Raw genomic sequence first — 24861 nt, 5'->3', positions numbered from 1 at the left:
GTGAGGATGAAGGTCTGCATCGTCGGTACGGGGTATGTCGGTCTGACCACCGGCGCCTGCCTCGCCTTCCTCGGGCACGAGGTCACCTGCGTCGACAACAACGAGGCCAAGGTCGGGATGCTGCGTGCCGGGCGCAGCCCGATCCACGAGCCGTACCTGGAGGACCTGCTCGCCGAGGCCGGGCACAACCTGACATACACCACCTCCTACGCGGAAGCCGTACCCGGCGCCGACGTGGTCTTCATCGCCGTCAACACCCCGTCCCTCCCGGACGGCAGCCCCGACCTGAAGTACCTGTCCTCGGCAGCAGAGGACATCGGCCGCAACCTCGGCCCCGGCTTCACCGTCGTGGTCAACAAGTCGACAGTGCCGATCGGCTCCGGCAACTGGGTCGACGCGATCCTCCGCGAGGCGCACACCGGCGAGGGCGAGTTCTCCGTCGCCTCCAACCCGGAGTTCCTCCGTGAGGGCGCCGCGATCTCCGACTCGCTCTACACCGACCGGGTCGTGGTCGGCTCCGACGACGCCCGCAGCCTGGAAGTCCTCTACACCCTGTACCGGCCGGTCCTCGACCAGTCCTTCACCGCCCCGCCGTTCCTGCCCCGGCCGGAGGGCATGGGCGCGGTGCCGCTGGTCGCGACGGACCTGGCCTCCGCCGAGCTGATCAAGTACGCGGCCAACGCCTTCCTCGCCCTGAAGATCAGCTTCATCAACGAGATCGGCCAGGTGGCCGGCAAGGTCGGCGCGGACATCATCCAGGTCGCCAAGGGCACCGGGCTCGACAGCCGGATCGGCTCCCGCTTCCTCCAGCCGGGCGTCGGCTGGGGCGGCTCCTGCTTCGGCAAGGACACCGCCGCGCTGATCACGACGGCCAGGGAGTACAACCTGGACATGCCGATCGTGCAGGCCAGCCGGGACACCAACCGGCGGCAGCGCGAGCTGGTGGTCGACAAGCTCCTCGACGAGCTGCGCATCCTCAAGGGCCGCACGATCGGCCTGCTCGGCCTGGCCTTCAAGCCCAACACCGACGACCTGCGCGACGCGCCGGCCCTCGACATCGCCCGCCGGCTGATCGAGCGCGGCGCGAAGGTCCGCCTGCACGACCCGGTGGCGATGGCCCGGTTCCGCGAGGAGCAGCCGGATCTCGCGCCGTACCTGTGCGACACGGCCGAGGCCGTCGCCGAGTCCTCCGACGCGCTGGTCCTGGTCACCGAGTGGCCGCAGTACCTCGAGATGGAGTGGGCCAAGCTCGCCGTCGTCATGCGCAAGCCGATCGTCCTCGACGGACGGCACGTGCTCGACGAGTCCCGCCTGACCCGGGCGGGCTTCCGCTACCTGGCGCTGGCCGGCTGGCGCTGACGCTGAACAGTGCTGACCTGATCGGCCAGCTCGGGATTCCCGGGCTGGCCGACGTGCACGTGCACTTCCTCCCGCCCGGCATGCAGGAGAAGGTCTGGCGGTACTTCGACGGCACGGGCATCTGGCCGATCGAGTACCGCCTGCCCGCCGCCGAGCGCCTGGAGATCCTGGCCGGCCTCGGCGTCCGGCACTTCACCAGCCTCGTCTACCCGCACAAGCCCGGCATGGCCGGGTGGCTCACGGACTGGGCGCTGGACTTCGCCGCCACGGCTCCCGGCTGCGTGCCGTCCGCGACCTTCTACCCGGAGCCGTCCGCTCTCGGGTACGTGACCCGGGCGCTGGAGCGCGGCGCGCGGATCTTCAAGGCCCACGTCCAGGTCGGCGGCTACGACCCGCTCGACCCGCTCCTCGACCCGGTCTGGGGGCTGCTGGCCGAGGCGGGTGTGCCGACCGTGATCCACTGTGGATCGGGGCCGCTGCCCGGCACCCACACGGGCCCCGGGCCGGTCGGTGCCGTCCTCGCCCGGCACCCGGGCCTGAGGCTGGTCATCGCGCACCTCGGCCTGCCCGAGTACCACGAGCATCTCGACCTCGCCGTCCGGTACTCCGGCGTGCACCTCGACACGACGATGGCCGGCACGGACTTCACGAACCGGCTGGCACCCATCCCCGCGGACGTCCTCCCGAGGCTCGCGGACCTGGGTGACCGGATCGTGCTCGGCTCCGACTTCCCGTCCATCCCGTACCGCTACGAGCACCAGCTCGAAGCCCTGGTCCGGCTGGGCTTCGGCGACGACTGGCTGCGCGCGGTGCTGTGGGACAACGGCACGCGGCTCATGGGGGTACCAGCGTGATCGACCGTCTGACCACGGAGGACGTCCACTGGGTCGTCGCGGACTACCAGCGGTACTGGGGCGACCGGGACCGCCGCTCCCTCCACGTGACCGCCATAGTGCAGGAGTTCCCGGAGACCTGCCTCGCGTACCGCACAGCGGACGAGGGCATCCTCGGCTACCTGATCGGCTTCGTGACCCCGGCCGGGGTCGGCTACGTCCACATCATCGCCACCCGTGACGACGCGAGGGGCCGGGGTGTGGGCCGGGCACTCCACGAGGTCTTCGCCTCGGCGGCCCGGGCGCAGGGTGCGCGACGCCTCAAGGCCATCACGGGTACCGACAACACGGCCTCGATCGACTTCCACCAGCGCGTCGGCTTCACCGTCGACATCGTGCCGGACTACGGCGGGCCCGGCCGCGACCGCGCCGTGTTCAGCCGCGCGCTGTGAACACGGTCCTCACGGCGATCGGGGTCTTCGCCGGTACCAATGTGGACGATCTCCTGGTCCTCACGGTCCTCTTCCTCTCCGCCCGCGCGACCGGCAAGCCCCGGCCCTGGCAGATCTGGGCCGGTCAGTACCTGGGCATCGGCATCCTGGTCGCCATCGCGGCGGCCGGAGCTCTCGGGCTGGCGCTCGTGCCCGGCGGGCTGGTCAGGTTCCTCGGCCTGATCCCGATCGCCCTCGGCGTCAAGGCGCTCGTCAGCCGCAGGTCCGGTGAGGACGGCCCGGTGGTGGCGGCCGGGCCGATCTCCGTCGCGGGCGTCACCATCGTCAACGGCGCCGACAACATCTCCGTCTATCTGCCGCTGTTCCGCACCATCGGCCTGGCGGCGAGCCTGGTGACCGTGGCCGTCTTCGCCCTGCTCGTCGCGGCCTGGTGCCTGGCTGGCTCCTGGCTCGGCTCACACCGCCGCGTCGTCGCCCTCGTCGAGCGCTGGGGTCACTGGCTCGTCCCGTGCGTGTTCATCGCGATCGGTACCGTGATCCTGCTCGGCTGACCCTGGCCAGGCTGGTGCCGGCGGTCAGCGGAAGGTGAAGGAGCCGAGTTCGCGGACGACGTGGGCGAGTGCCCGGATGATGTCGTTCTCGGCCTCGGTCCGCCAGACGAGGGCGAAGGAGAGCCTGCCCATGTCAGGGATACGCGAGAAGTGCACGTGTGGCATGGACCAGTGCCGCGTGACGTGTGAGGGGAACGGGTGCACGATCTCCCCCGTGATGACCAGGTTGATCAGTTCTTCCGCGTTCGTGACGAGTTCCGGGCGCTCGATACCGGCCCCGCCCGGGGTGTGGAACGGCAGATAACTGTCCTCCCAGTAGTCGGGGAAGTCGGGTGCCATAGCGTTGGCGAAGTCGGCGAGCGCTTCGACGGAGACCGCGTCGCGGCCCGCCAGCTCGTGGCCGGCCGCGACGGCGAGTACCCGTGGGTCGGTGAACAGGACTGGGCCGACGGTCAGGTCGGGCTCCTCGACGGGCAGCCAGACGACCAGGACGTCGAAGTCTCCGGCGCGGAGCCGGTCGAACTGGCCGACGTAGGGGGCCTGGCGGATCTGGAGTTCCCAGTGCGGGTGCCGGGTGCGGAACGCCTGCCAGTAGTGCTGCAGGTCGGCGACGTTGAAGGGCATCAGGCCGACCCGCAGCCGGGCGGTGATGCCGCGGGAGGCCATCCGGGCCCGGTCGAGGCTGTCGCGCAGGCCCGCGTACACCAGCCGCAGGTCGTCGCGCAGCCGCTGGCCGACCGGGGTCAGGCAGACCTGGCGGCGGTTGGAGCGGTCGAACAGGAGGCTGCCGAGGCGTCGTTCCTGCTGGCTGATCGCCTGGCTGACCCTCGCGGTGGAGATGTGCAGCCGGGCAGCGGTCCGTCCGAAGTGCAACTCCTCGGCCAGGGTCAGGAAGATCTCAATATCCCGGATTTCCACGTCGTTCCGATCCGCATGATCACTTAGGGGTTAACGCATCATACGGATCTTGGCGTTGATGCCGATCGCCCGTCACCGCAGAGTTGGAGGCGCCCAGCCACACAGGAGAGTGACCGTGAGTGTGATGTCGCGTTGCCCGGTGACCGGCGGCAGATTCCGTGAGCCACCGGGAGGCAGGAAACGGTGCACGGCATGCTCGACGTGACGCTCATGGGTGCGATGCACGACGCGTTGCGGCGGGAGGCTTCGCGCCTGTCCAGGTTGACAGCCCGGGCCGACGTCGATCTCCGGGCCGCCCTGCGTACGGCACCAGGCTGGGAACTGTTCAAAGCTGGCCTGCGGGTTCACCACTCCGCCGAGGACGACGCACTGTGGCCGGTGCTGCGCCGCAACCTGGCTGGCCGGCCCTCGGATCTGACGCTGCTGGAGGCGATGGAGGCCGAGCACGGCGCCATCGACCAGGTCGTCCAGGCGGTCGACGCGGCCCTGGCGGACCCCGGGATCGGGCTGGACCGGCTCGGAGACCTTGCCGATTCCCTGGTCACCGGCCTCCTCGGGCACCTCGGGCATGAGGAGAGGCAGGCGCTGCCGCTGATCCGGGCCGTTATCACCCAGGAGCAATGGGTGTACTTCGGCCAGGTGCACATCCAGCGGATCAGCCGTGACGCGTCACGGCTCCTGCCCTGGCTCCTGGACGGCGCGGGTGAGCAGACCGCCAGCACCGTACTGGCCGCGTTCCCCGGACCGGCCCGCTGCACGTACACGCGGCAGTGGCGGCCCGCCTACCTGGCCCTCGACCTCTGGAACTCCACCACAGCCTGACCGCGACAGCCGTGTCAGGGGCGGTGACAGCACGGGGTCAGCCCTGTGACAGGCCGGCCAGCGATCGTCGGCACATGACAGCAGCGAGCAACACGGCAGCAAGTATCCAAAGGGGACCTGGAATGAGCGAAGGTAAGAACGGCTTCTCTGCAGCAGGACTGCGCAAGATCCGCGCCGTGCTTGAGCGGCACGTCGAGTCCGGCAAGATCCCGGGTCTCGTCGCGCTGGTCAGCCGGGGCGGCGAGACACACGTCGAGGCGATCGGCACGATGCGGCACGACGGCGGCGCACCGATGAGCCGGGACACGATCTTCCGGATGGCGTCGACCTCCAAGCCGCTCGCGATGGCGGCGGCGATGGTCCTGCTCGACGAGTGCCGGCTGCGGCTGGACGACCTCGTGGACCCGTGGCTGCCCGAACTGGCCGGCCGGCAGGTCCTCAAGAGCGTCGGCGGCCCGCTGGACGAGACGGTGCCGGCCCGGCGTCCGATCACCGTGCGGGACCTGGTGACCTCCACCTTCGGCCTCGGCATGGACCTGACCTCGATGGGCACCCCGATCATGGGCAAGGTGTTCGAGCTGAACCTCATCGGCCACGCCGAACCGCAGCCCGAGCAGGACGAGTGGATGCGCCGCCTGGGTACGCTCCCGCTGATGCACCAGCCAGGCGAGCACTGGCAGTACCAGATCAGCCACGACGTCGTCGGTGTGCTCGTCTCCAGGGTCACGGGCCAGTCGTACGAGGAGTTCCTGCGCGAGCGGGTCCTAGCTCCGCTGGGGATGGACGACACCGGCTTCCACGTGCCGGAGGAGAAGATCGACCGGCTGCCGCCCAGCTACGTGCCAGACCCGCAGACCGGCGAGTTCCACGTGTGGGACCCGGCGGAGGGCGGGCGCTTCAGCCAGCCGCCGGCGTTCCAGGGCGGCGGCGGTGGCCTGGTGTCTACGGTCGACGACTACAACGCCTACTTCCGGATGCTCCTCAACTACGGCATGCACAACGGCGAGCGCATCCTGTCCCGGGCGGCCGTCGAGCTGATGACCACCAACTGCCTCACGCCCGAGCAGGAAGCGGCTCGTAGCGCGCTGGCCCGCAACAGCGTTCAGGTCTCCTTCGGCCAGGGTCAGCAGGGCGGCTGGGGCTTCGGCATGGCTGTCCGTACCTACCGCGGCGACTACGCGCCCATCGGCCAGTTCGGCTGGGACGGCGGGACCGGCACCTCCGCATACGCCGACCGCGGCAACCAGCTCAGCGGTGTCCTCCTCACCCAGGTCGGGCTGTCGATCCCTGCTCCGGCCCAGCTGATCCACGACTTCTGGACCACCGTCTACCAGGCCATCGAAGACTGAGAGGACGGCGCNCCGGNCCCGGTGGGTCCGGCGCGCCCCGCTGCCCGCCCGTGGTGTACGCCTGCGGGGTCAGGCCTGTGTAAGTCTGGCGTGGAGCCGACAGCAGGTCTGCCCCAAACGACGGTCCGCACTGACGAACGTCGAAATATCGTGTCGGCATGCGCCGTAGCCGTGTCATCGCTCTCGTGCTCACCGCACTGGTGGCCATCGCCTGCTCCACCCGGTACACGCCGGAGGGGATGCCGGATGACCAGGCCAAGGGTTCCGGAGGGGTGCGGCCGATGGGCCACCTCTCGTGGCAGGTGCCGTTCACGCCGTTCAGCCTCACGATCGACTCGAACGGCAAGGTGAGCATCTCCGCCAACGCGTCCGTCGCCACGCCGATCGGGATCTTCAGCGTCGGGATCAGCGGCGACATCAAGGACTCGGCAGGCAGGGCCGTGCCGCCGCAGACGCCGGACGTGACGGAGCTGCTGGTCTGCAAGAAGAACTCCGACACGTCCAGGCCCAGGACCTGCGAGGCGATCCGGATCGGCTCCGGCCGCAAGGTGAAACTCAAGATGAGCGGTACCTTCGAGCAGACCGTCGAACGCGGCCGCGTCGTGATCGACGCCAGCCCCGGGTCCACTATCGACGTACGGGACGACGGCGGCCCGAGCACCAACCGGGTCAGGGTCGCCGCCCGGATCGACTACGAGCGCTGGGACCTGCACGCGCAGAGCCAGGACAACGGGCTGGACTTCGAACGGAGCCGGGGCGGCTTCTCCGCCGACATGTACTACGACCACGTCACCGGGGACCTCGTGCTGCACGAGAACGCCAGGGTCTCGCAGATCAAGAAGTACGGCACCTTCGCCTCCGACCCGATGCCGACCGAGGAGGACTGCGAGAAGACCCCGGCCAAGGACTGGAAGACGAAGCTGTCGAAGTCCGATCTGGACGACGACGTCATGGTGATGTGCGTGCTGACGGCCGAGAAGGACCTCGGGTACCTGCACATCACCCGCAAGGCCGACAAGCGCCCCGTCGGCTACGACCTGGAGTCGACGATCTGGGTGCGGTAGCCGGTGGCCCGGCGGATCAGCCGCGCGGGCCGCGCATGTGCCAGCCGTACCCGGCATGGCAGGCGAACGGCACCATCCCGCGCGGCGCGAACACCCGGGCCACCTCCTCGGTCAGGATGGCCCGGCCGGTCAGCAGGCCGCACCGCTCGTCGCCACAGCTCTGCGCCCCGTCGTAGATCCGGGGCCGGACCTTGACGTATGCGGTGTCGTCCTCGTCGGCGTACTCGTCGTCCACGGTGCCACCATAGTGGCCGGCGGGCACGCCACTGTGGAGCGCCACGGTGCTACTCGCCGGCCGGGTACCAGCGCAGTTCCACGCTGTTGCCGTCCGGGTCGAGCACGTAGATCGAGGTGGCGCTGCCCCGGGCCCCGTACCGGCCGACCGGCCCTTCGAGCACGGTGAACACGCCGGAGTCGATGACCTGCTGCCAGTCGAGGGGTTCGACGACGAGGCAGAGGTGGTCGACGTTGGCCTCGCCACGGTCGCGGTGCACGAGGTCGATGATGGTTTCCGGGCTGACCCGGACGGACGGGAAGGGCACCTGGCCCGCCCGCCACTCCTCGACGCGGACCGGGGCGAGGCCCAGCAGGCCGCAGTAGAAGCCGAGGGCGCGCTCGGTGTCGCTGACGTTGAGGACGAGGTGGTCGAAGGCGGTGACAGTCAGTGTGGTCATGCCTTCACGATGCCGGGAACCGGCGGGCCAGCCAAGATCGATCAGGTCTACCATCGTTGAACCGGATTCAACAGTGAGCGGGGTGCGACCATGCTGGAACGCCACGAGGTGGAGACCTTCCTGACCCTCGCCGGGGAACTGCACTTCGGCCGGACAGCCGAGAAGCTGCTGGTCACCACCGGCCGGATCAGCCACGTCATCAAGAAGCTGGAACGGCGGGTCGGCGCGCCGCTGTTCGAGCGGACCAGCCGGGTCGTCACGCTGACCCCGATCGGCCGCCGCCTCGCCGAGGACCTGGCCCCGCTCGTCGCGGAGATGGAAGCCGCCGTCAACCGGGCCGTCGAGGCTGGCAGGGGCGTGACGGGGCAGCTCCGCGTGGCGTTCCTGGGGGAGTGGACCGCCCCGGCCCTGCTCAAGGCCGTGAACCTGTTCAGCTCCCGCCACCCCGACTGCGCCGTCGAGATCAGCGAGGCCCAGCTCGCCAACACCCGGTCCAGCCTGGTCAACGGCGAGGTCGACGTGCTGATCGCCTCGTACCCCTTCGACGGCATGGCCTGCGGCCCGGCCCTGCTCCGCGAGGCGCGGGTACTGGCCGTCGCAGCCGGGCACCCGCTCGCGGCCGAGGAGTCGGTGTCCTTCGAGGTCTGCGCGGACTATCCGATGATCCAGTACCCCGGGATCACCTCGGCGGCCTTCAAGGCCGACCGGACCCCGGCCGCGACCCCGGGCGGCAGGCCCATCCCGGCCGGCCCGTCCGGCAAGAGCTTCTCCGAGATGCTGTCCCTCGTGGCGATGGGCAAGGGCGTGCTGCCGGTCGGCGAACACTCCCGCCAGTACTACCCGCGCCCCGACATCGCCTACGTCCCGATCCACGACGCCCCGCCGATCCTGCGCGGCCCGATCTGGCTGGAGACGAACACGACGGAACGCGTCCGCGAGTTCGTCCGCGCCGCCGTCGACGCGGCAAACGCCTGAGCGGCCCTGGCCTGGAGGCGCCGCCGAGGCGTATAGTTTCGATTTAGAGCCTTAACTCGAAACTAGGAGTCGGCGATGCCGAAGACTCAACCGGCGACGACCGCTGGGCAGAAGGCATTGAGGAAGGCGGCTCAGCGAGGTGAGCCGTCCGCCGCTCTGCGGAAGGTTCGTGCCGCCCTTGCCGCTGCGGGTGGCCAGCCGCGGACGAGCGCTCTGCCTGGGCAGATCGATCGGCTCCGTGCCGACCTCCATCATGTCCGCCAGCTCCGGGACCTCGCCGACTCGCTGCCTGAAGGTTCCGGCACCCGGCGGAAGGCCGCCGAGATTCTGAACCACTGGCTGGGCACCATCGAGCCCGTGCCGGTGTCTGTGGCGGCCAAGGTGCTGGGACTGTCCGAGCCGACCATCCGCAAGTGGGTCAGTGAGGGCGTGCTGATCAAGGTTGGCGGCCGCGGGCCGGTGAAGCTCGAAGCCGCACCAGTGCTCAAGGTCGCCGACCTCGTCGGGCGCCTGCGGGAAGCCGGCACGAGGCGGGGGCTGCTCGACGCTGTCTGGTATCGGTTGCAGGACCAGGCTCTGCTCGACCGTGAGGACCTGCACGAGTCCGTCGGGCAAGCGCTTCGCGGTCAGGGCCGCGTGGTCCGGCTGGGGCCGCCGGGCGAGGCCGGCTGATGCCGCGTGTAGCGGAGACCATCCTGGCCGGGAAGCAAGCTGACGGGCTGCGGAGCCTGCATCGAAAGGCGTATGACCAGTTCCTCGACGACCTTGAGCGCCGGGGCTGCGGCGCGATGGAGTACCGGATGGCGGGGGACCTTCCGGTCAGCCGGCTGTGTGTTCGTCACCTGCGCGACAACATGCGCGTGGTGGTCATGTTCGAAGGCGACACGGCATGGGTCGTGCTGATCGCCCGCCACGACAACTCCGACCCAGGGTCCGATGTGTACACGGTCATGTACGAGCTGCTGGGGACCGGGGTGCCGGGCGCGAGGAGAACCAAGCCTTCGTGCTGTGGTGATGATGGCCTGCCGCCCGATCTTCCCGAGGATCTGATCGCGGAGATCATTGACGCGGCCAGGGACCGCAGCCGCCGGCGGTAGGTGCCGCCGCCGTCGACGCGTCGCGTGCCTGACGTGGGGTTCATGATCACGGGCTAGTCTGCTGGGCATGCTGTTGCCTGTCGCCGAGTTGTCCGCCGGAGTCAACGAGGCCTCCGACCTCCTCGCCGTCCGCGATCCGGCGGTACTCGCCGCGCACGGCTGGTCGGAAGCGGTGTGGACGGTGCTCGACGAGGGGCCGGTCGAGGAGTGCGTCGTCCTCATCGGGCACGGGGCCGGCGGCTGGGAGGCTCTGCACGTGCCGGCTGAGGCCGGTACCGAAACGGGCCGTACCGAGGACGCCGAGGCCCTGGCCTGGCGCGACGGGTACGTCTACGTGCTCGGCTCGCACTTCGGGAGCAAGAAGGGGCCGCTACGGGCCCGGCGGGCGTTCGCCGCTCGGTTCCCGGAGGCCTCGGCAGCGGACGGCCGGGTGAAGCTGGAGGTCGCCCGGAACAAGTTCCGCCTGCACCGCGCCGTCAACGACGCCCTGGCCGCGGCCGGGATCGAGGCGCTGGGCGGGCACCTGATCCACCACGCCTTCATCGCGAGCACACGGGAGCGGGGTACGGAGCGAGGCAAGAAATGGGTGCACCGGGTCCAGCACGGCGACCTGCCGCTGAACATCGAGGGCGCGGCCTTCTCCGCGTCAGGCGCGCTGCTGCTCGGGCTGCGGTTCCCGGTGACGAGCCAGGGCCGCCCGGTCCTCGTGGAGTTGCTCAACCCGGACTGCCTGTTCACGGAGGACGAGGAGCCCCGGATCGGCCGGGTGTGGACGATCGGCACCGGCGGTACGGAGCTGCTCGGGTTCCGCGCGCTGTCGGCCCGGCCGGACGGCGGGTTCGACGCGATCGTGGGTTCGATCGACGCGACAGGCAAGGATTCCGTGCTCCTGGAGCAGCACCCGCACGGCGGCGGCGTGCACTGCCGCCACATCCGCTTCTACCTGTCCGTCGACAGCGGGCCGATCGCCATCGAGACGGTGGCTGACCTGCCCTTCCGCAATGTCGAGGGCGTCGCGGAACTCTCCGGCCGCCCCGTCTACGTCACCGACGAGGACCACCGCATCACCCTGTGGGCTTAGGGCTTAGGCCGCCGGTACCTTGGCGAGCTTGCGGCGGACGTACACCTGTTTGCGGACCTTGGCCACGACGGTGCCGTCAGCGGTCACGATGTCGGTCTCGAACCAGCGCAGTGCCTTGTCCCCGTCGGCCGTTGCGGCCCGGAGCTCGTCGAGGACCTCGTCGGTGAGGTGGAAGCGGGCGAAGACGTCGCCGCGGCCCGGCGAGACGAACTCGATCTCGCCGGCCCGGTCCCAGACCATGTAGCCGGGGCCGATGCTGCGCAGCACCATGATCATCCAGAACGGGTCGGTCATGGAGAACAGGTTGCCGCCGAAGTGCGTGCCGACGTATGTCAACTGTCGCTAGAAGCAGAGCACGTTTCCGCAGGTCCTAGCCTTGATCCACATTCGCGGGTATCGTCGAACGTCCACCAACGACCGGGGGGGCGAACGATGGAGGATCAGGAGGACACCAGGCCACTGTGGCCTATGGCGGGCGCAGAAACCGCGCCTGACCTGCCCAAACGTGTCGAGTCGCCGGATGTACCCGCCCTAGCCGCGTCACAAGCCGTTCCAAACCTGCCGCACCTAAGCCAGAAAAGGAAGCGTCGGCCGCCAAAATGGGCGTTGATAATTGCCGCGCTAGGTTTCGCTGGCTTGGTATGTCTTTTCCCGGCCACATTGGCTTTTCGAGCAGCCGTACCGCCGTCGTGCTGTGCGACGCCCTTTGAGGCTGCGTCCAAGTATGCGGATAGGGTGATCGGATACGGAATGATGGCCAAGCGAGATCCAGATGGCGCTAGGCTCTACGCCTGCTCAGATGCTGCGCAAACACGAAGCCTTGCGGCCCTGAAAAGCCTAACCAGGGTGGGCGAAGATCCGAGATTCAGCTATTCGACCCTGTTCGACGCTACCAAGAAAATCGACGCTGACTCGGCCATCGTCCCAATGATGGTGACCATCTCAGCGTCAATTGATGGCGTGATGACCAAGGGAATTCGCTGGGCCGACGTTGCCACCGAAAGCCATGATGGCGACTGGTGTGTAGAAAACGTCACACCAAACACAAAGAACACTGACGACTGAAGATCCCCGTTAGCTGCCTAACGGGGATCTTCGTGAATGCCGAATTACACGTTCAGGTGGGCGTTAGCTGCCCTAGCCTTCTCCTCGAACTCGGGCAGTTCGATGACTTCCACCCCGCCGGCGCGGAGCGTTTCAACACCGACGCAGTTCGCGACGAAAAGGTCAGGCTCAGTCCACGCGATTACAACGCGAGGGATTCCCGCAGTCAGAATAAGGTGCGTGCAGCTACCGGCACGGCCGGACGCTCGCTCTGTGCAGGGCTCCAGAGTCGAATAGATAGTTGCCGTCTTCAGCGATTCAGCAATATCGGGACTCTCGAAATGCATCTCCGGATCGAGCTTCGCTAGGGCCGCCTCTTCCGCATGCATGCGACCCCACTCGCGCGAATGACCACGCGAAATCTCTTTGCCGTCGGCACCCACGATCACGGCCCCGACAGAGTACGCCTTCTCATCCGGCGGGCAGAGTGCCGCTTCCTCGATGGCGATGCTCATCCAGTAGTTGTCATCCCTGGTTACGTCCGTGCTCACCGTGTCTCCCGTGTCTTCAGAACCGAAGCCATAGCTTCAAAAAACTGCTGGACTTGTGGATTTCCTTCTATAGGTTTGAGCAATTGATACAGTTCAACAAGCTGCCCAAGCGTACGCCGCGATCCCGTGTCTGCCCCAATCGATAATGCTTGCAGGCCAAAGGTTGCAGCTTTTTCGAGTTCCCTACTTGCCGCATAGGCCAATGCGCCGCGTGCAAGGTAGACACCTTGATCACGACGATAGTCACTCGCCAGAACTCCCAGTACGGTGCCGTAATCGTCAACCGCCTGCTTATGCTGACCAATCAACAGCCGACTTTGCGCGCGGTGAACCCTGATATAGGCGTCATCGAAAAACTCGCCCCACGGACACTCATCATCCGCCGATGCCACGGCAAGGAAATTCTGTGCAGCATCATACGCTCTCTCCGACGAGTGCGAGTCGCCATCCAGCGCATACCCGTATGCACCATAGGTTGCGGCGATAGCCGAGAGTCGAGGGTTATGCTTTGCAACCTTAAGTGCAGACTTAGCAAACCCTACCGCCGCTTCGCCGTCTTTCATATCTCCAGCTAGCTGACTCATGCGAGCGAGAATGAACGCAATCGAGTCAGTATCGCCTGAGATATTCGCCCACTGGAGCGCCTTACCCAGCCAGAATTCAGCGCTTACGACATCGTCCATGTCCTGATGGAACCAGCCGAGCAAATCCGCAAATTCAGCCTGCATCCTGAACCAGGACTCCGGCTGGCCATTGCGAAACTCGCGACGAGTAGCCTGTATGAGATTGACTTGATCCAGCGCAATAGGCACTAGCCGCCTCGGACCAAACATGTTGTCCGACTCCGCTAACAACTTGCGACTTCTGCTGAAGTGCTCGATGGGGTTAAGGATTGCCACCCGCCGCCCGTCCACCAAGTCATTCACTGACTCACTAGGTGGCACAATGTCTACATATGCAAATCGACCGTTGGCCCAGATGGGAATCTGGGTTGGGCTATCGGAATTGCTTAACCCTCGCGAGCGAGCGCGATCGGCATGCAGGGCAGCAAGGAGTTCGCCGTGAGCAGACAGGGCTTGATCACATCGGACCGCAAAATCTTCGCTCGGTGCGCGCACCCCACGGACGTACCTAGAGACAGCCCCTTTGTCGATCACGACTACCGCCGCAAGGCGGTTCTGAGACCAGCCACGGTCGCGGAGCAGGCTCCGCAGTAGCTCGTCAAAGGCTCCCAAGGTCATCACCACCCGTACGCTGCCACGCTTCTGGCTGTTCGGCAGGGGGTTGCGGGGTTGCCAAAACATCCGGCAACTTGCGCAACCTACCGAGGGTCCAGCGTACCCCGCAGTCTTGACCCAGAGCGCTTCCCGCTAGCGGCTCTGCTGATCAGGAAGGCCACACCGGTCAACTTGGACGGTCAGGTTCCACCCCTAGCGGGGAGGCTCGCCGACTCAGGAGGGAGGTGGTCGCGGTGTACAAGATCGGTTCGGCGGATTCGGCCCGGACGGTGATTGAGTCTCACACCCAGATCACGGACGGCGCTGAAAGCCGGCGCGGTTGCTGCATGGGTTGCTGGGACTTGGATCGCTCGCTGTGCCGCTGGCCGTGCGACCGGTATTCGGAAGCACGTCAGTTCCTTGTGGAACACGGGTTGTGGGAGGGAGGTGGTTAGCGGTGGTCCAGACCGTGGACGAAGCGCATGACCAAGCCTCGAAGCACAAGCAGCCTCGCAAGGGTGAGGGCGAGTTGTGCGGCGGTTGCAGGAAAGAGCACGGCGGGGAGATTGTCTGGCCGTGCCTGCGCTTTCAGGAAGCGAACGAGTTCCTGAATTGCATCTCCCGCAACCAGATCGATTCGGAGCACATCGCACGGGCTATCCGCGACCTGCACCTCAAAAAGTTCCCCGAGGGCTGGGGCGAGATGACCGGGAACTGCGTCGGCTGTTACGACTGCTGGAAGAACGGCGAGCGCCCGTGGCCGTGCCCCTCCTACAACAAGGCGGTGGAGTGGCTTACGGAAAGGGGGCTGTCATGATGCCTCAGTGGCGGGTCGTCTTGGCCGCCATCGAACCCGGGAAGTTCGGGACGATGGGCCGGCCGCTTGCCGAGATCGTGTACGCCGACAGGAAAACGGCCGAAACGAAGTTCGCTGAGTGGCTTGGCCGCGACGACGTCAAGCGGGGCTATTGCCGCGTGTGGTGGGGCAATGTCTAGCTTCCCGGAGCGTTCAGCTAAGGACGTGGCGGACTGGGAGTCGTTCGTCAAGGCGACTCTCTCGCCCCAGAGCATGAGCAGTCTCCACAGAAGGCTCCCGGGCAAGAAGGGTTTGTGCTTCGGGTGCTTAGAGAACGGGCATTCGGTGGTATGGCCGTGTGCGGCGCGACAGCAGGCCGATAAAGCGTGTAGCGCGACGCGGACGCTCGAAATCTAGGTTTCCGGGAATGCCGCTGGGGCTGTCAGCTGACGGCGGCATTCCCGGAGCGCACTAGCTGTGCGGCGGGAAACGGAACTCACAGACTCCGCTGTTTCCCGCTCCGGCTAGTGCATTCCCGGCCCACACCCAACCAAGGGGCCGGAAGCGTGCGGTGGGCAAGGGCCGCACGGGGGTACCCCCGCTCACGGGCGCAACCACCGAAAGGGGGTACCCCGCCCAAGATGTCTCCCGGCATGTGCGGCGGGAGATGGATGGCGGCGGGTTGGTTGTCGGGTGGTGCCAGCAAAACACCCGCCGCTGATAGGGCCTTGTGTGCAGCAAGGCAAGCAAGACGGCTACCGCCCATTCTCGTGACGCGGCTAGCCGGGCAGTAAGCGCCGGCTAGCTGCACGTGCAGACGGCGCGCGGGGTGTCCCGGCCTTGACCGGCCCGGGGCACGGAAGGGGAACCCTGTCAGGTCAGAAGGGCGGGGTTCCCCGAACACAGAGACGTTTTCCGATGTGCGGAAGGAAGCCATTTGGCTTAGCAGACTGAGGGGCCACCCCGCCCCTGTCCCTGAACAAGATTTAGGGCGGGGTGGCCTGAGGGCGCGAACCCTCGGTACCGATGGTACCGGGGGCTACGCGCTGTGCAAGTCGGTAATTGTGAGTACACGTGGCGTGCCGGGAGGTACCAGGTTCAGGGAACAAGTCAACGATTTGGGGAGGGTGATTCACGATGGAAACTCACAAGATGCACGAGTCCGTTAGGGGTTGCGAGTGCGGGGCGACGGCGGAGACCGGCCGCGTCCGGTGCGTGAAGTGCTCGGCCCGGTCGCGGTGGATGCGGCGTAAGTCGTGCCGGCCGGCCGGAGACCGCTCGGACCTGATGTAGAACACCGGCCAAGCCGGACCTGACAAACAACCAAATTCGAGAAAGGCAAATCTATCGACACCAGAAAGGAAGGTGCATGCATGAAGACTGAGGTAGCAATCTCCGTGACGCTCGTGTTCGGGCTCTTGATGTGGCTCACCGTCGCTAAGGACGGCCACAAGGTCTGGCACGCCACCGTTGCAACCATCTTCGGCCTGTCTCTGGCTGGAACCCCGATCGGGACGGCCATTGTGGACTTGGTCGACACGGTCGCAGGGTCCATCTCGTAACCGCAATCCCGTTCCATGCGCCCGGACTGCCGGGTGGGAAGGAAACGCCAATGACTGCCATCGAATCGATGCGGAGGACTGTCTAACTTTTGGAGGTGATGCGCTCTGACGAACAGCAGCAGGCAGTACCGGGCAGAACAGGAGTTGCGCAACAAGGTCGATGAACTGACGGACATCATCGACGCACGGACCACCGAACTCAGCGAGGTATACCGCGCGCTGTCCCTGCTAGAGGATGACCTGCGTGACTGGCAATTGCGTCACGCTAACCTGATCGCTGCCGCACGGGCCGCCCTGATGGCGGACGCGGAAGGCGAAGACGACCCTTGGTCGTATCTCTTGGATGAACTCCCGGCACTGCCGCCGGGACACCCCCTGAATGCCCATCGCCGGGGCCGCTCATGATGCGGCGGCGCAACCGGGGCCGCCGTTTCGGGCGGCACGATCCGCAGCCGCTCTACCTGATCACCCATGAGGGCGGCACAGTATTCGCGTTGATCGGCGCGGTATTCCGCGCCATGTACCGCTACCGCTCGGAGCTGGCCCCGATCTGGGCCGCCATCGTGGTCTTCCTGACGGGTGTGTGGCTGCACGCCGCACACCAGGCTTGGTGGCCGTGGCTAACGGCCCTCAGCGTCACTCTGACGGCCGTTCTGGGGGTACTCCCTCGGTGGGTAGGCCACATGCGACGGTGGGCCGCTCTGGACCGCCCAGCCGAACGGGCCTATGCGACCGGCGCCGCCGGGGCCACCGCGGGCTGGCTAGCCGCCGCAGCGGGTATGGGGTCAATGGCCCCGCCCCTCCCGCTGCTCTGGCTCGTGGGCCTGGTGGTGCTCGGCGCGCCCTGGTGGGCACACCACCGGCGGCGCGCCAAGGTGAGGGTGGAAAGGTCGCTGGCCGCATGGCCCCACGTCGCCGACGCCGTGGGACTTTCCGGCTCCTACATTCAATCCGCGATTGTCGGACGTTGGGGTTACACATTCCGTCTTGGTCTCAAGCGCGGGCAGACGGCACAGAATGTCATCGCGGCTATCCCGTCTATCGAGTCGGAACTAGCAACCCGGCCCGGAGCCATCCGAGTCGAGATCGACCCTGAACGCGCCGATAAAGTCACCGTGCGCGTGATCGAAACCGATCCGCACGCAGAGCCGATCACCTACACCCCGATTCCGGCAGGCTCAGCGTCCATCACGAAACCCGTTCCGCTGGGCGTGTATGAGGACGGGGACGCGGTGAGCGTTTCCATGCTCCGCCGTAACGCGCTAGTCGGTGGCGTCATCGGGTCGGGCAAGTCGGGTGTCCTGAACACCATTCTTGCCCACCTCGTCAGCTCACCCGATTGCGCTGTCTGGGGTATCGACCTGAAAGGAGGAATGGAGCTAGGCCCCTGGCTTCCGTGCCTTGACCGGCTGGCGACCAACCCGCAGCAAGTCCTGCCGCTGCTACAGGACGCATTCTCGGTCCTGCACGACCGGGCGCGGACGCTGGCTGAGCGAGGCGAACGGGTGTGGAACCCCACTCCGGAAAACCCCGCACTGGTCATCGTCATTGACGAGTTCGCGGAATTGCCAGAGGAAGCAATGCCGATCGCGGACTCTATCGCAAGGCTCGGCCGGGCGGTCGCCGTCAATTTCCTGATTGCGACTCAGCGGCCGACGCAAAAGGCTATGGGCCGCTCCGCTATCCGCTCTCAGATGGATATCCGCCTAGGGCTGCGAGTAGTCGAAAAAGGTGACGGGGATCTGATCCTGTCTCAGGGGATGGTCAAAAACGGCTGGCACCTTCACACCCTCGACGCCGCCGGGAAGTTCCTGCTTTCCAGCCCGGAACACCGGCACCCGAAAAGGGCACGCGCAACCCTCACCACAGACGACGATGTGAAACGAGTTGTTGCCGCCAACGAAAACCACCGGCCGGCCATCACAGTCTCCGGCACCGAGGAAAGGAGGAAGGAAACCAGGCCGGCTATCCCCGGACAGCGCAAGCCGGCCGGAAACCGGACACCCGAAGAAACACTTTGGGCCGCTCTACAGGCCGCGCCACCGATCGGCATCTCCGTAGGCGACCTCATGGACATCACCCGGAAAGGCCGCACGTGGGTCTATGACCGGCTACAGGAACACGCCCAAGCCGGCCGCGCCGAGCGGACAGCACGCGGCTACTGGAAAGCCAAGGACGCTACCAGGTAGCGCCGGCACTGTGTGATCGTCCGCGTCCGCCCGTCCGCGCACGCCTGCGCGCGTAGGAGCCACGCGCGGACGGACGGACGAACCCCGGACGATCACACAGCGTCACATCCTGTGGGAGGGGAGGTGATATAGAGCTTGAATGGTGCGGTTCCTGACCCGAACTCAAAGGAGGAACAGAACTCAGAACGAGATAAAGATATTGATGAAGCGATTGAGCGAATCGTGAAAAGGGCTCCGCCGCTAACAATGGAACTAGCCGTGCGCCTTGCAAAGATGCTGCGATATGACGTGAGGCCTAGTGACTGAGGGCACGTGAAGAGGGCGGAATGACAACTGTCATTCCGCCCTCTTCACGTGCCCTCAGTTCTTTGTCTTTTTGCCGTAGATCCAATCCCAGTCAACCCGTTTCCCCAAGTTCCCAAGGTAGCGATCCTTCGGGTCTCCCGTTGGCGCTACCTCGATCCGTGAGGTTAGCCGAAGTGCTTCCCGCTTCACTTCAAGCGGAGCTTTGCCCCAACGGCGCTCAGCATCAGGCCCTATTAGACCACGGAGGATGGAGGGAATTTTCGCTGACTCGATAATCTCTTCCTGCTCCTTAATCTTGGCGATCCGGTCAACTTGAATCTTGCCGAAGAACTCCGGAGTCACGCTGCCGGCTATTGCTTGCCGCTCCCAGTTTTCCAAATCAAGCTCAAGCCGCGTCTTTTCGATAGTGGCTTTCTGTGTTTCTTCGTCTGAGGTGCCGGCCGCTTCAATGAGCTTGGCGTGGATTTCCGGATCGGAAAGCCATTTAATCATGGTCTTGTTGGCGAAGTCATCCATTTCTTCCCTGCGGACTTCACCACAGCCCCGGTCAAGACAGCGGTAGCTATCAAAGCCGCCCTTGTAGGGGATGTGCACACGAGCAAGCGGCCCCTTGCAAACCTCGCAACGAGCGATGTAGGAAAGTAGGTACTGAGCCCGCGAGGGGCGGGTGTGGACTCGCGATGGATCGCTAAGCAGTCGCTTAACAGCCCAGTAGGTCTCAGGCGTGACAATCCCCTCCCACACTGCCTTATAGATGTTCTGATAATGCGCGCGAAGCCCGGCATAAGTAGGAGTCAGGCCAATTAGGCGCACCGCCGATCGAGCCCAAGTCTTACCGCCCGGCGAGGGTATCTTGCGATCGTTGAGCGACTGCGTTACTCGGGTTATCGATCGCCCGGCCTCAAGCTCTCCAAAAATCTCCCGGACGACTTTAGCTGGCGTGTACTTGATGCCAGCCGGACTGACATGTTCGGTGTCGTCAGGTTCCTGCCGGACAAACTCTTTTGTTTCCGGATCATAGACGCGACGATATCCGTACGGGGCTCGGCCATGTGGCATACCAGCAATGGCGGTTCCTTCAAGTCCACGTTGCACCCCAGCACTGATATTGTCGGCATTGTATTCGCCTTGAATTGCGGCGTTCCCAAGGGAGAGTTTGTCATCCTTGTTCGCCAAGTCGTAAAGTCGATCGCCAACCATCCAAAAGCGCAAGCCGTTTTCTAAACAGAGATCCCTAAGTTCCACATACACGGCTAGGTCGCGCTGGGTCCGAGCCAACTCCCAAACCACGAGCACATCTCCGCGACCGGAAGCGATGGCCTCCATGAGCAATTCAAAACCCGGCCGGCCTTTTGTTGCATAGCGGGATGCGGACAAGTCGTTATCGCGGAATGAGTCGAGATGTGTCCAGCCGCGCCGAGCAATCACCGCTAGGTTTTCTCGGTGCTGATCCTTCACGCTCTTACCAACACGCTTGCTTCGGCGGAATCGGTCGGCGCTCGCGCGCTCATAGGTAAGAGCTGCTACGGATTCGCCAGCGGCTAGGAATTCTTCAATTGATTTCCAAATTCGCCTGCTAGGATTCGCCATGATCCGCCTCCCAATCGCTAGGGTACCAACGGATCTAGCTTCTAGCGACAGGTCACATAGTTGACGTTCCACTTGTGCTGGCGGAGCCGGACCTCGGCGTGCCGGAAGTCGCCGGAGAGCTTGAGCACCCTGATCCCGGCGAACAGGAACGGTGGCCAGAGGTTCATGCCCCGGCGGAGAGTGGCAGCGCGCATACCCGCCAAGTTACCACCGAGTAACCATGCGGGCCAGGGCACAATGTCCGGATGCGTACCATTGTGGTGCTGTTCACCAGGGACCTGCGGGTGCACGACAATCCGGCGCTGCACGCCGCCTGCCGGGTCGCTGACCAGGTCATCCCGCTGTTCGTCCACGACGGTGAGATCCGTGTCTCACCGATCAGGCGGGACTTCCTGACCAGGTGCCTGGCCGGGCTGCGTGGTTCGCTGCGGGCCCTCGGCGGAGACCTGATCATCCGGTACGGGGACCCGGTGGCCGAGGCGCTCAGGCTGGCGGCCGAGCACCACGCGGAGGGCATCGGGCTGGCGGCGGACGTGAGCAGGTACGCGGCCCGGCGGCAGGCCCGGCTGCTCGCGGAGGGTGAGCGGCACCGGCTGGCTGTCCGGCTGTTCGACGGAGTCACGGTCGTACCGCCCGGCGCGCTCCGGCCGTCGGGCGGCGGCAGCCACTACAAGGTCTTCACGCCGTACTGGCGGACCTGGCAGGAGTACCCACGCCGTGCCGAACTACCCCCGCCCGATCGCGTGACACTCCCGCCCGGCATCGAACCCGGCGAACTGGAGGCGCGGCCGGGCGACGGCGAGCCCGCCGCGCTCGACGCCCTGGAGTGCTGGCTGTCCAGAGTGGACGGATACGGCGACACGCACGACGAGCTGGCCAACGCCGGCGGCACGTCCCGGCTCAGCGCCTACCTGCACCTCGGGTGCCTCTCCCCGCTGGTACTGGCGAACGCCACCGCGCACGCCGAGCCCTACGTCCGGCAGCTCTGCTGGCGCGACTTCTACCAGCAGGTACTCGCCGGTTTCCCCGGCCTGCCGGACAAGGCATACCGGCCGGGGGCCGCCGACGACTGGGCCGACGATCCGGTCGCGCTCGCCGCCTGGCAGGAGGGCCGGACCGGGGTACCCGTCGTCGACGCCGGCATGCGGCAGCTCCAGGCGGAAGGCTTCATGCACAACCGGGCCCGCATGATCACGGCCTCCTACCTGACCAAGCAGCTCGGGCTCGACTGGCGGGCCGGAGCTGCCTGGTTCGACCGGTGGCTGCTCGACGCCGACGTGGCGAACAACTACGGAAACTGGCAGTGGGTCGCGGGTACCGGGAATGACAGCAAGCCCTATCGGCGCTTCAACCCGGACCGTCAGGCCAGCCGCTTCGACCCTGATGGCACATACATCGAGCGCTGGGCACCGGAACTGCTCTCCGCCCAGCGGAAACGCTGGGCGGAGAGCAAGATCCGGCCTACACGAGCGGCAGGGTGAGCCTGCTCGCGCCGGGGTCGACGTTGACGACCGTCCCGCCGTTCGGGCGGAGCGTGTAGTCGTAGTCGGTCGAGATGACGACGAGCCCGATCTGCCGCCCGGCCGCGAAGACGTAGTCCTTGGCCTGGAGGTTGAACCGGACCGTGTAGTACGTGCCGGGCACGACAGCCTCCGAAGTGGACGCCGACGTGCGGTTCTGCGGATCGATCCAGCCTCGCGTCACGATGGCCGGCGATCCCGAGCTGCTGTAGTCGACCAGCAGGGCCGTGATGTTCGCGGCCTTGCGGGACGGCAGCGCGATCCGCAGCTCGGCCGTCGCCGTGCCGGACAGCCTGGCCGGGGTGGACAGGGCCGGTGTGAGGTAGGCCAGCCGGTTCGGGTTGGACGCCGCCGGGCTGGCGGCCAGGGTGCCTGCCCTGATCGTCCGGCCCTGGTCGGTGAAGCTCTGCACGGACGACGTTCCCGGTGTCCGGTTCAGCGCGCCGGTGGACGACGGGTAGTAGGTCACCGGGGTGCCCTGCGGCCAGGACGAGTAGGTCGCCCACGAGCCGCTTTCCCGCTGCACGTCGGCGATCGGCTCGCGCATGATGCCGTTGTCGACGCCTTTCAGCCAGTACTCGAACCAGCGGGCCAGCGTCGACTGGTAGGTGCTCCGGCTCGGGTTCCCGTGCCCGCCCTGGTGCAGCCACAGCTTCCGGGGTACCCCGGCGCTGCCGAGCGCGTCCCACCACTGGGCGAACTGGCCGGTCTTCACGTTCCAGTCGTTGAGCCCGTGCACGACGAACACGCTCGCCTTGACCTGCGAGGCGAGGGGTACGTAGTCCCGGTCCCGCCAGAACTGCGTGAAGTCACCGGTCGACCGGCCCTGCGCCGCCGTGATCTCCGCGACCTGCGCCGAGCAGTTCCGTGGCCCGGTGTCGACGTACTTGGCCAGCACGTCGGCGTCCTCGCCCTGGTACCCGCCGGGCGCGACGACCAGCCCGTTGGCCCGGTAGTAGTCGTACCAGCTGGAGATCGCGGCCACCGGGACGATCGTCTTGAGCCCCGGCACGCCCGTCGTGGCGACCATGTTCGGCAGTGTCCCGTTGTAGGACACGCCCGTCATCCCGACAGCTCCGGTGCTCCACGACGCCGTGACCAGCCCGCCGGAGGAGTTGAAGCCCCTGGCCCTGCCGTTCAGCCAGTCGATCACGGCCTTCGTCGCCAGCGTCTCCTGCTGGTCGCCACTCGTCGGGCAGCCGTCCGACGGGCCGGTACCGAGGCTGTGGCCGAGCACGACGGCGTACCCGCGCGGCACGAAGTAGTCGTCGAGCCAGCCGGGCAGGTCCGGCTTGACCAGCGCCGGCCCGTCAGCAGGGCCGCCCGGCAGGCCGAACAGCGCCTCCTGCGGCAGCTGGGAGACGTTGACCCCGTAGTTCGGCACGTTGTTGCCGCCCGACCGGTACGGGCTGTGCTCGAAGATGACCGGCACCTTCGCCGTGCCGGACGGCCGTGAGATGTCGAGCGCGATCCGGTCGAGCCGGCCGTCCCGGTCACTGTCCACTGCCGACTCGACGTAGACCCTTTCCTCCACGAGGAGTCCCGGCGCGGCATGCGCCGGGGCGGCGACGGCCAGCACGGAGCCAGCCATCGCCGCCACGAGCACGAGTCTCATCCCGTCACGCTCATCTCGTCACGGTCCATGACACGGTCTGGGTGAGGTGCTTGAGCAGCTCGGGGTCGCGGACCCAGTCCGTGTGGACCGTGACCGTCGCCGTCACCGTGTGCGTGCCGGACGGCAGGGCCGCTGGCGCGAGGCCGTTGCCGGCCAGCGGAGCGCCGTCGACCCTCCACTCCACGGAACCGCCGTCGACCGGCTTCACCCAGAGGTTGGAACTGTCGGAGGAGAACCCTTCGATCACGCCGCTCTCCCGGTAGAACGACGCGACCATCGCCTCCCGGCCGGGCAGGTTGAACTGCCTGCCGAGCGAGCGCATCATCGAGTTGTCCGTCGGGCGGTTGATGCACCGGGTGTAGTAGCGGCCGCCGACGTAGGCGCCGACCGTGCCGCCGTCCGGCGAGACCTGGCCGATCCACCGGTACCACTTGCGCTGCTGTGACTGCATCTGCGCTGCCGTGAGCTTGGAGACGTTGGACTCGGACGGCTCGCCGTAGGGGTAGCAGTCGCCGCTGCCGTACGTGTACTCGTCAGCCAGCCCGCCCATCGAGTGACCCAGCTCGTGGATCGCGACCTGCCCCGACTGCGCGTTGCCGCCGGAAGCCGTGGCGACCCCGCCGCCCGCGCCGCCGTACTTCGTGCTGTTGCCGAGCGCGAGCACCTGGTCGACGTCGGCGACGGCAGCCGCGTACTGCTTGGCCTTGGTCTGGTTCACGCACAGCAGCCGCTCCGTGCCGCCGCACCAGAATCCCATGTCGAGCGCGGTGTTCTTCCGGATCCCGTTGGTCGGGTCGTTGTCCACACCGGACTGCTGGGAGATCACGTTGACCTGCCACACGTTGAACTGGGTCCGGTGGCTCTTGAACGGCTCGAACGCAGCGATCTCCGCCCACTTGCTCTTCACGTGCGAGTTGTACAGGGCCATCTGCGAGCTGGTGTACCCGTCGCCGACGAACACGAGGTCGAAGCGGCTCGAACTCGGCCCGTTGACCTCGATCGGCACGACCTCCGCCGCCGCCAGGGCCTGCGGCTCGGCTGCCGCCTCCACCTTCGGCAGCTTCACCTTGGTGCGGGTGATCGACCCGTCCGGGCTGAACACCTCCATCAGCTCGGTCCGGGTACTGCGGTCTGCCGTGTTACCCGTGCCGGGTAACACGGTGGCGGCCAGCGCGAGGACCGCGCCGGCCACGAGGGCAAGCTTGACTCTCATAGCGTTTCCTCCGGGTGAGGGGTTTCCCAGGTGGACTCACTATGAACGTCAATGAACAGTCAGGACCCATCTCAGATATCCAT

The 24861-nt window shown here is 66.4% G+C and carries 28 protein-coding genes; 18 read left to right on the top strand and 10 right to left on the bottom strand.

All coding sequences use genetic code 11. From position 1 onward, the window contains the following. The first annotated feature begins 6 nt into the window (after positions 1-6). From A3G1_RS0107260 to A3G1_RS0107245, 4 genes are read left to right on the top strand one after another with little or no spacing between them, the layout of a single operon-like run. On the top strand, positions 7-1359 hold the full coding sequence (locus A3G1_RS0107260; protein WP_018348810.1) for a UDP-glucose dehydrogenase family protein: 1353 nt from the start codon (positions 7-9) through the stop codon (positions 1357-1359). A gap of 53 nt (positions 1360-1412) precedes the next feature. After that, positions 1413-2213 carry an amidohydrolase family protein gene (locus A3G1_RS0107255; protein WP_018348809.1) on the top strand — a complete coding sequence of 267 codons (801 nt, stop codon included), beginning with the start codon at positions 1413-1415 and terminating at the stop codon, positions 2211-2213. Then, positions 2210-2644, top strand: coding sequence for a GNAT family N-acetyltransferase (locus tag A3G1_RS0107250; RefSeq protein WP_018348808.1), 435 nt, complete (start codon positions 2210-2212; stop codon positions 2642-2644). The genes A3G1_RS0107255 and A3G1_RS0107250 overlap by 4 nt, the downstream gene beginning before the upstream one ends. Beyond that, the gene (locus tag A3G1_RS0107245; RefSeq protein WP_018348807.1) at positions 2641-3195 is read left to right on the top strand and encodes a cadmium resistance transporter; all 555 of its coding nucleotides are present in this window, start codon (positions 2641-2643) and stop codon (positions 3193-3195) included. Before A3G1_RS0107250 ends, A3G1_RS0107245 begins: the two co-directional genes overlap by 4 nt. A 24-nt stretch (positions 3196-3219) precedes the next feature. Here the strand turns inward: A3G1_RS0107245 and A3G1_RS0107240 are convergent, their stop codons facing one another. Continuing rightward, the gene (locus A3G1_RS0107240) at positions 3220-4113 is read right to left on the bottom strand and encodes a LysR family transcriptional regulator (protein WP_018348806.1); all 894 of its coding nucleotides are present in this window, start codon (positions 4111-4113) and stop codon (positions 3220-3222) included. 192 nt (positions 4114-4305) lie between these two features. On the opposite strand from A3G1_RS0107240, the gene A3G1_RS0107235 reads away from it, so the two are divergent. The 3 genes from A3G1_RS0107235 (at position 4306) to A3G1_RS0107225 (ending at position 7348) form a co-directional block, all read left to right on the top strand. After that, positions 4306-4935, top strand: coding sequence for a hemerythrin domain-containing protein (locus A3G1_RS0107235; protein ID WP_026211880.1), 630 nt, complete (start codon positions 4306-4308; stop codon positions 4933-4935). A 122-nt stretch (positions 4936-5057) separates the two neighbouring features. Then, positions 5058-6284 carry a serine hydrolase domain-containing protein gene (locus tag A3G1_RS0107230; RefSeq protein ID WP_018348804.1) on the top strand — a complete coding sequence of 409 codons (1227 nt, stop codon included), beginning with the start codon at positions 5058-5060 and terminating at the stop codon, positions 6282-6284. A 158-nt stretch (positions 6285-6442) separates the two neighbouring features. Continuing rightward, a complete protein-coding gene (locus A3G1_RS0107225) occupies positions 6443-7348 on the top strand; it encodes a hypothetical protein (protein WP_018348803.1) in 906 nt (301 codons plus the stop codon). Between the two features lie 16 nt (positions 7349-7364). On the opposite strand, the gene A3G1_RS0107220 is transcribed toward A3G1_RS0107225, so the two are convergent. Together A3G1_RS0107220 and A3G1_RS0107215 are read right to left on the bottom strand one after the other, a co-directional pair. After that, positions 7365-7583, bottom strand: coding sequence for a hypothetical protein (locus A3G1_RS0107220; protein WP_157640963.1), 219 nt, complete (start codon positions 7581-7583; stop codon positions 7365-7367). Positions 7584-7632: 49 nt separating this feature from the next. Beyond that, positions 7633-8022: a VOC family protein gene (locus A3G1_RS0107215; protein ID WP_018348801.1), complete on the bottom strand. Its 390-nt coding sequence runs from the start codon at positions 8020-8022 to the stop codon at positions 7633-7635. Between the two features lie 90 nt (positions 8023-8112). On the opposite strand from A3G1_RS0107215, the gene A3G1_RS0107210 reads away from it, so the two are divergent. From A3G1_RS0107210 to A3G1_RS0107195, 4 genes are all read left to right on the top strand, one after another. Then, a complete protein-coding gene (locus A3G1_RS0107210; protein WP_018348800.1) occupies positions 8113-8997 on the top strand; it encodes a LysR family transcriptional regulator in 885 nt (294 codons plus the stop codon). A gap of 75 nt (positions 8998-9072) precedes the next feature. After that, entirely contained in the window at positions 9073-9669 is a 597-nt protein-coding gene (locus A3G1_RS0107205) for a hypothetical protein (RefSeq protein ID WP_018348799.1), read from the top strand. Further along, positions 9669-10094 carry a hypothetical protein gene (locus tag A3G1_RS0107200; RefSeq protein WP_018348798.1) on the top strand — a complete coding sequence of 142 codons (426 nt, stop codon included), beginning with the start codon at positions 9669-9671 and terminating at the stop codon, positions 10092-10094. The genes A3G1_RS0107205 and A3G1_RS0107200 overlap by 1 nt, the downstream gene beginning before the upstream one ends. Before the next feature lie 67 nt (positions 10095-10161). Then, positions 10162-11175 (top strand): hypothetical protein, encoded by a 1014-nt coding sequence (locus A3G1_RS0107195; RefSeq protein WP_018348797.1) that lies wholly within the window; start codon positions 10162-10164, stop codon positions 11173-11175. A 3-nt stretch (positions 11176-11178) separates the two neighbouring features. Here the strand turns inward: A3G1_RS0107195 and A3G1_RS33685 are convergent, their stop codons facing one another. Further along, complete coding sequence (locus A3G1_RS33685; protein WP_018348796.1) at positions 11179-11511, bottom strand: DUF4442 domain-containing protein; 333 nt, start codon at positions 11509-11511, stop codon at positions 11179-11181. 96 nt (positions 11512-11607) lie between these two features. Between A3G1_RS33685 and A3G1_RS40385 the strand changes: the two genes are divergently transcribed. After that, positions 11608-12240, top strand: a complete 633-nt coding sequence (locus A3G1_RS40385) for a hypothetical protein (protein ID WP_157640961.1) — start codon at positions 11608-11610, stop codon at positions 12238-12240. Positions 12241-12284: 44 nt separating this feature from the next. Here A3G1_RS40385 and A3G1_RS0107185 read toward each other — a convergent pair whose 3' ends face one another. Both A3G1_RS0107185 and A3G1_RS39485 read right to left on the bottom strand, forming a co-directional pair. Next, on the bottom strand, positions 12285-12770 hold the full coding sequence (locus tag A3G1_RS0107185; RefSeq protein ID WP_018348795.1) for a hypothetical protein: 486 nt from the start codon (positions 12768-12770) through the stop codon (positions 12285-12287). Then, positions 12767-14011, bottom strand: a complete 1245-nt coding sequence (locus A3G1_RS39485) for a helix-turn-helix domain-containing protein (protein ID WP_483804076.1) — start codon at positions 14009-14011, stop codon at positions 12767-12769. Before A3G1_RS39485 ends, A3G1_RS0107185 begins: the two co-directional genes overlap by 4 nt. Positions 14012-14444: 433 nt before the next feature. Between A3G1_RS39485 and A3G1_RS0107180 the strand changes: the two genes are divergently transcribed. From A3G1_RS0107180 to A3G1_RS0107155, 5 genes are all read left to right on the top strand, one after another. Further along, entirely contained in the window at positions 14445-14804 is a 360-nt protein-coding gene (locus A3G1_RS0107180; protein ID WP_018348793.1) for a hypothetical protein, read from the top strand. Further along, a complete protein-coding gene (locus A3G1_RS0107175) occupies positions 14801-14983 on the top strand; it encodes a hypothetical protein (RefSeq protein WP_018348792.1) in 183 nt (60 codons plus the stop codon). The genes A3G1_RS0107180 and A3G1_RS0107175 overlap by 4 nt, the downstream gene beginning before the upstream one ends. Before the next feature lie 1173 nt (positions 14984-16156). Further along, positions 16157-16345, top strand: a complete 189-nt coding sequence (locus A3G1_RS0107165) for a hypothetical protein (RefSeq protein WP_018348790.1) — start codon at positions 16157-16159, stop codon at positions 16343-16345. A 144-nt stretch (positions 16346-16489) separates the two neighbouring features. Continuing rightward, a complete protein-coding gene (locus A3G1_RS40380) occupies positions 16490-16750 on the top strand; it encodes a hypothetical protein (protein WP_157640959.1) in 261 nt (86 codons plus the stop codon). Beyond that, positions 16747-18534, top strand: a complete 1788-nt coding sequence (locus A3G1_RS0107155; RefSeq protein WP_018348788.1) for an FtsK/SpoIIIE domain-containing protein — start codon at positions 16747-16749, stop codon at positions 18532-18534. The genes A3G1_RS40380 and A3G1_RS0107155 overlap by 4 nt, the downstream gene beginning before the upstream one ends. A gap of 360 nt (positions 18535-18894) precedes the next feature. Here A3G1_RS0107155 and A3G1_RS39475 read toward each other — a convergent pair whose 3' ends face one another. Together A3G1_RS39475 and A3G1_RS40375 are read right to left on the bottom strand one after the other, a co-directional pair. Continuing rightward, positions 18895-20430, bottom strand: coding sequence for a recombinase family protein (locus tag A3G1_RS39475; RefSeq protein WP_083936790.1), 1536 nt, complete (start codon positions 20428-20430; stop codon positions 18895-18897). 41 nt (positions 20431-20471) lie between these two features. Continuing rightward, the gene (locus A3G1_RS40375; RefSeq protein ID WP_157640958.1) at positions 20472-20624 is read right to left on the bottom strand and encodes a hypothetical protein; all 153 of its coding nucleotides are present in this window, start codon (positions 20622-20624) and stop codon (positions 20472-20474) included. 51 nt (positions 20625-20675) lie between these two features. Here A3G1_RS40375 and A3G1_RS0107145 point away from each other — a divergent pair, with 51 nt between their 5' ends. After that, positions 20676-21911, top strand: coding sequence for a cryptochrome/photolyase family protein (locus tag A3G1_RS0107145; protein ID WP_040477675.1), 1236 nt, complete (start codon positions 20676-20678; stop codon positions 21909-21911). On the opposite strand, the gene A3G1_RS0107140 is transcribed toward A3G1_RS0107145, so the two are convergent. Together A3G1_RS0107140 and A3G1_RS0107135 are read right to left on the bottom strand one after the other, a co-directional pair. Next, positions 21892-23565: a Xaa-Pro dipeptidyl-peptidase gene (locus A3G1_RS0107140; protein WP_018348785.1), complete on the bottom strand. Its 1674-nt coding sequence runs from the start codon at positions 23563-23565 to the stop codon at positions 21892-21894. The two genes, A3G1_RS0107145 and A3G1_RS0107140, sit on opposite strands and share 20 nt — an antisense overlap. A 10-nt stretch (positions 23566-23575) precedes the next feature. Continuing rightward, positions 23576-24778: a M64 family metallopeptidase gene (locus A3G1_RS0107135; RefSeq protein WP_018348784.1), complete on the bottom strand. Its 1203-nt coding sequence runs from the start codon at positions 24776-24778 to the stop codon at positions 23576-23578. Positions 24779-24861 lie beyond the last annotated feature (83 nt).

This window comes from Longispora albida DSM 44784 (genome assembly GCF_000379825.1).
In the GTDB taxonomy this organism is placed as follows: Bacteria; Actinomycetota; Actinomycetes; order Mycobacteriales; family Micromonosporaceae; genus Longispora; species Longispora albida.
Note: the sequence above shows the minus strand (reverse complement) of the source record. Positions and strands in the feature narration are given on the sequence as shown.

What these genes read in the sequence shown, in the direction of transcription:
- A3G1_RS0107260 (WP_018348810.1), top strand. Translation starts at nt 7, where the DNA reads ATGAAGGTCTGCATCGTCGGTACGGGGTATGTCGGTCTGACCACCGGC.
- A3G1_RS0107235 (WP_026211880.1), top strand. Translation starts at nt 4,306, where the DNA reads ATGCTCGACGTGACGCTCATGGGTGCGATGCACGACGCGTTGCGGCGG.
- A3G1_RS0107230 (WP_018348804.1), top strand. Translation starts at nt 5,058, where the DNA reads ATGAGCGAAGGTAAGAACGGCTTCTCTGCAGCAGGACTGCGCAAGATC.
- A3G1_RS0107225 (WP_018348803.1), top strand. Translation starts at nt 6,443, where the DNA reads ATGCGCCGTAGCCGTGTCATCGCTCTCGTGCTCACCGCACTGGTGGCC.
- A3G1_RS0107215 (WP_018348801.1), bottom strand. Translation starts at nt 8,022, where the DNA reads ATGACCACACTGACTGTCACCGCCTTCGACCACCTCGTCCTCAACGTC.
- A3G1_RS0107210 (WP_018348800.1), top strand. Translation starts at nt 8,113, where the DNA reads ATGCTGGAACGCCACGAGGTGGAGACCTTCCTGACCCTCGCCGGGGAA.
- A3G1_RS0107205 (WP_018348799.1), top strand. Translation starts at nt 9,073, where the DNA reads ATGCCGAAGACTCAACCGGCGACGACCGCTGGGCAGAAGGCATTGAGG.
- A3G1_RS0107200 (WP_018348798.1), top strand. Translation starts at nt 9,669, where the DNA reads ATGCCGCGTGTAGCGGAGACCATCCTGGCCGGGAAGCAAGCTGACGGG.
- A3G1_RS0107195 (WP_018348797.1), top strand. Translation starts at nt 10,162, where the DNA reads ATGCTGTTGCCTGTCGCCGAGTTGTCCGCCGGAGTCAACGAGGCCTCC.
- A3G1_RS40385 (WP_157640961.1), top strand. Translation starts at nt 11,608, where the DNA reads ATGGAGGATCAGGAGGACACCAGGCCACTGTGGCCTATGGCGGGCGCA.
- A3G1_RS39485 (WP_483804076.1), bottom strand. Translation starts at nt 14,011, where the DNA reads ATGACCTTGGGAGCCTTTGACGAGCTACTGCGGAGCCTGCTCCGCGAC.
- A3G1_RS0107175 (WP_018348792.1), top strand. Translation starts at nt 14,801, where the DNA reads ATGATGCCTCAGTGGCGGGTCGTCTTGGCCGCCATCGAACCCGGGAAG.
- A3G1_RS0107165 (WP_018348790.1), top strand. Translation starts at nt 16,157, where the DNA reads ATGAAGACTGAGGTAGCAATCTCCGTGACGCTCGTGTTCGGGCTCTTG.
- A3G1_RS0107155 (WP_018348788.1), top strand. Translation starts at nt 16,747, where the DNA reads ATGATGCGGCGGCGCAACCGGGGCCGCCGTTTCGGGCGGCACGATCCG.
- A3G1_RS39475 (WP_083936790.1), bottom strand. Translation starts at nt 20,430, where the DNA reads ATGGCGAATCCTAGCAGGCGAATTTGGAAATCAATTGAAGAATTCCTA.
- A3G1_RS40375 (WP_157640958.1), bottom strand. Translation starts at nt 20,624, where the DNA reads ATGCGCGCTGCCACTCTCCGCCGGGGCATGAACCTCTGGCCACCGTTC.
- A3G1_RS0107145 (WP_040477675.1), top strand. Translation starts at nt 20,676, where the DNA reads ATGCGTACCATTGTGGTGCTGTTCACCAGGGACCTGCGGGTGCACGAC.
- A3G1_RS0107140 (WP_018348785.1), bottom strand. Translation starts at nt 23,565, where the DNA reads ATGAGACTCGTGCTCGTGGCGGCGATGGCTGGCTCCGTGCTGGCCGTC.
- A3G1_RS0107135 (WP_018348784.1), bottom strand. Translation starts at nt 24,778, where the DNA reads ATGAGAGTCAAGCTTGCCCTCGTGGCCGGCGCGGTCCTCGCGCTGGCC.